The organism is Leuconostoc sp. BM2 (assembly GCF_002095565.1).
GTDB classification, from domain to species: Bacteria; Bacillota; Bacilli; order Lactobacillales; family Lactobacillaceae; genus Leuconostoc; species Leuconostoc falkenbergense.
In genome coordinates, this window is record NZ_MOWQ01000067.1 from 1 (window position 1) to 3,944 (window position 3,944).

Genomic DNA, 3,944 nt, shown 5'->3' on the forward strand with positions numbered 1-3,944 from the left:
TAGCGCCAAAGAATTAGATCAAATTAATCATTGGATCAATGCGAGACCAATGAAAACACTCAACTGGCAATCACCACGAAAGGTTTTTCAGCAGTTTGCAGTGTTCGGTTAATTCTTGCAATCTACCGTAATTTAAAATCAGTTATTTGACAAATAAGAAAAATTAGAATACAATAATAACAATTTAAAAATCATAGAGGTTGCTATTGACATCAGTAGCTTGTGGAGTATTTACAGATACGAGGAAGCAAGTCAAAGGGGAAATAGCCGAAGCACTAGTACTGTAAGGTTAGTTAGCTGGGTCGTTAGTCAATAACTGGCGGACTGTCGCGCAAGCGGAGTGCTATGTGGTTGATTGCAATTTAATTGGAATCCATGGCTACTAGTTTGTGTGCTGTGGATTTTTTCTATATAGAAAGGCAAGTGTGCGACATTGATTTAATGGACGTACCTAAAGGGACTGATGGTAGAAGCAATTACAAGACCAACTGAGATGACAATTTCTTTGGCTGCAGTTAAAAATAACATTGAAGTGGTTAAAGCCACTTCTGGTGCGGATAAAGTTTTTCTAGCTGTAAAATCAAATGGTTATGGTCACGGCTTGCATACAATGGCTGAAGCTGCCGTGGCTGGTGGTGTGTACGGTCTTGCTGTTGCTATCATTGATGAAGCGTTAGCGCTACGACACCAACGTTTGACAGTCCCTATTCTGATTCTAGGTATTTCACCAGCGGAGTATGCCGAATTAATGGCTGTACAACATATTATGGCGACAGTTGTCTCGATAGATTGGCTGAAAACAGCAGAACAACACTTGAGTGGTGAACAGCGTTTACCAGTAACTTTGGGACTAGATACGGGAATGGGGCGCATTGGTTTTCGAGAACGTTCTGAAGTGGCCGAAGCAATTGCTTTTGTACAGGCACATGCAGATAAATTCGAATATGTCGGTTTGTGCACCCATTTTGCTGAATCCGATTCATCTGACACACGCTATTTTGAGAAGCAGCTCAAACGTTGGCATGCTTTGACCGACGGTTTACCAAAGCCTGAGTATTATCATGTAGCGAATTCTGGTGCAGCACTGTATCATCCAAATGAAGTACCACATGAAGTTATTCGAGTTGGTACTGTGATTTACGGTATTGAACCATCTCGTGGTGAGTTAGCTGATGGTCATGACTTGATGCCTGTATTATCATTACGTAGTCAGATGAATTTTGTTAAAAAATTACCGGCTGGAGAAGGCATTAGTTACTCTCATATTTATACCACGTCTGAAGACGAATGGATTGGGACAGTTCCAATTGGTTATGGGGATGGGTGGTTACGTTCATTAACTGGTTTTAATGTGATTGTTGACGGACAATATGTACCAATTGTAGGACAAATTGCCATGGATCAGCTGATGATTCGCCTACCGCATGAATATCCACTTGGCACAACAGTAACATTTATCGGCGTGGACGGTGATTTAGAAAACACGGTAGAAGATGTGGCGCAATATGCCAAATTAGCACCGTGGGAAATCACCACAGGTTTCCATGAACGGATACATCGTATTTTAGTAGATTAGGAGAAAATCATGACAAAAGCATATAATGTCGCTATTTTGGGTGCCACGGGTGCTGTGGGGACGAGACTCATTGAACAACTGGAACAGTCAACAATACCAGTAAATTCTTTGAAATTATTGGCTTCACCACGTTCAGCAGGTAAACAATTAGAATTTAAAGGTGAAAAAATTACTGTTGAAGCGACCACGCCAGACAGCTTTGATGGTATTGATTTGGTTTTGGCAAGTGGTGGTGGTTCAGTCTCAGCTCAATATGCGCCAGAAGCGGTTAAACGCGGGGCAGTGGTAGTTGACAACTCGAGCTATTGGCGCATGAACGATGATGTGCCACTTGTTGTTCCTGAAGTTAATGAAAGCGCATTATCATCACATAACGGCATTATCGCAAATCCTAATTGCTCGACCATTCAAATGGTAGTCGCATTAGCACCCATTAAACAACAATTCGGCTTGAAGCGTGTGATAGTATCAACATATCAGGCTGCATCAGGTGCTGGTCAGTCTGCTTGGAATGAATTGGTGGCAGAGACAACGGCTTATAATGCTGGTGAACCAGTTCACGCCAACATTTTACCAGTCAAGGGAGCGCAACACCACTATCCTTTGGCTTATAATTTATTACCACAAATTGACGTTTTTGAAGATGATGGTTATACACATGAAGAATGGAAAATGATCCATGAAACTAAGAAAATCATGTTTGGTGACAAAAATTCTAAAGCTGTCAAAGTAACAGGTACAGCTGTACGCGTACCGGTACCCATTGGACATGGAGAAACGGTTTATTTTGAAACTAATGACGGCGCTGGGGCGACAACGGCTAGCATTCAAGCAGCTTTACGTTCAGCCGCTGGTGTTGTGCTAGAAGATAATCCAGCAGAACAATTATACCCACAGCCAGTTAATGCAGCTGGTAAGCGTGAAACATTTGTTGGTCGCGTGCGTCCTGATTTGGAAAATGATGATAGTTTCCACATGTGGGTCGTGTCAGACAACCTGCTAAAAGGTGCTGCATGGAATACTGTTCAAATTGCAGAGCGTCTTGTTGCACTCAACTTAGTTAGGGTGCCACAGGGTGCGTCTGATAAGTTTCCAGTGACAAAATAAAAAAAGTGCTACTAAGCGCTTTTTTATTATCATTCACTTTTTTTGCAAAGATAAGATCATACAATATCAGTGTTGGTGACGTGTTACAATTAAGGCATGATAATCAATGAAATCATTATAATCATCGTATTTTTTAGTTTGGCTATATTGCTGAATTACCAAATCAGGACGAATGTGGCTTCTTTACAAGTTGGCGCTTACGTGCTTTTTATGTTGGCTGTGTTTGGGTATTTCATGTATACACTTTTTCGGCCTGATAATAATGTCGTTTATCATGTTGCATTGATAGTTGGCATGATTGGTGATTTTTTAGGGTTAAGTCTCTTATTAGTTTTGCTGTTTTATAGCTATAAAAAGTGGCATCAGTCGGGACACACGTTTGCTAATATGGTTTTGTCTGGCATGATTATTTTTTATGTTGTGCTTAATGTCTCTATTTATTTACCACAATGGCTGCCATCAGATATCTGGCAATTGCGTGGTGTTATTTCATGGTTGGCTTTATTTGTGTTATGGCAATTTTTGCGCTTTTTCATTACGAGTATAATTTACGGTTTTGTTATCAAGCGTCCTGAAATAGGACCATTAGTGGTGTTAGGGGGCGGATTGGTTGATGGCTATTTTGTTGGTCGCATTGTGAGTCAACGCATTAAAGCGGCGGTGAAGGATGCTAATCAAATGACACCTTACCCGATGATTGTTTTTTCAGGTGGACAAGGTGAAGATGAACTCGTTTCCGAAGCTCAAGCAATGCGAGATTATGCAGTAAAAGAGTTGCACGTACCAATTGAAAAGACAATGCTTGAAGATCAATCACGCAATACGTTTGAAAATATCAGAAATTCATCAGAAATGTTACACACACCTTTTACTTTTTATAGTAGTGACTATCACATTTTGCGAGGTGCAACATTAGCACAACAGCAAAAGGTAACTGCTAATGGGCGTGGTGGTAAGAGTCCTTTTCCATACCGGATTATTGCTTTTTTGCGTGAATTTTCTGGTGTGATGAATATTAAAAAGAAAGCACAGATAATTTGGGGCAGTCTTTTGTTTTTTGTAGCAGTAGCAGTTGTTACCATAGTTTTTAGATAAAAAATATATACAATCGTTATAAAAGTATGATATGTTATTGGTAGATTGCAAGAATTAACCGAACACTGCAAACTGCTGAAAAACCTTTCGTGGTGATTGCCAGTTGAGTGTTTTCATTGGTCTCGCATTGATCCAATGATTAATTTGATCTAATTCTTTGGCGCTA

3 protein-coding genes, 2 pseudogenes and 1 riboswitch are annotated in these 3,944 nt (G+C 40.2%); of the genes and pseudogenes, 4 read left to right on the forward strand and 1 reads right to left on the reverse strand.

Translation table 11 applies throughout. From position 1 onward, the window contains the following. The 4 genes and pseudogenes from BMG01_RS11070 to BMG01_RS10150 all read left to right on the forward strand — a co-directional run. Positions 1-112, forward strand: a pseudogene (locus BMG01_RS11070) (IS30 family transposase); the annotation flags it as partial. Between the two features lie 74 nt (positions 113-186). Then, a riboswitch (Lysine riboswitch) is annotated at positions 187-354 on the forward strand. A gap of 109 nt (positions 355-463) precedes the next feature. Then, positions 464-1,576 carry an alanine racemase gene (alr, locus tag BMG01_RS10140; protein ID WP_004910652.1) on the forward strand — a complete coding sequence of 371 codons (1,113 nt, stop codon included), beginning with the start codon at positions 464-466 and terminating at the stop codon, positions 1,574-1,576. A 9-nt stretch (positions 1,577-1,585) separates the two neighbouring features. After that, a complete protein-coding gene (locus BMG01_RS10145; protein ID WP_004910649.1) occupies positions 1,586-2,683 on the forward strand; it encodes an aspartate-semialdehyde dehydrogenase in 1,098 nt (365 codons plus the stop codon). 174 nt (positions 2,684-2,857) lie between these two features. After that, positions 2,858-3,778 (forward strand): YdcF family protein, encoded by a 921-nt coding sequence (locus BMG01_RS10150; RefSeq protein ID WP_143470298.1) that lies wholly within the window; start codon positions 2,858-2,860, stop codon positions 3,776-3,778. Positions 3,779-3,832: 54 nt separating this feature from the next. Here the strand turns inward: BMG01_RS10150 and BMG01_RS11075 are convergent. After that, positions 3,833-3,944, reverse strand: a pseudogene (locus BMG01_RS11075) (IS30 family transposase); the annotation flags it as partial.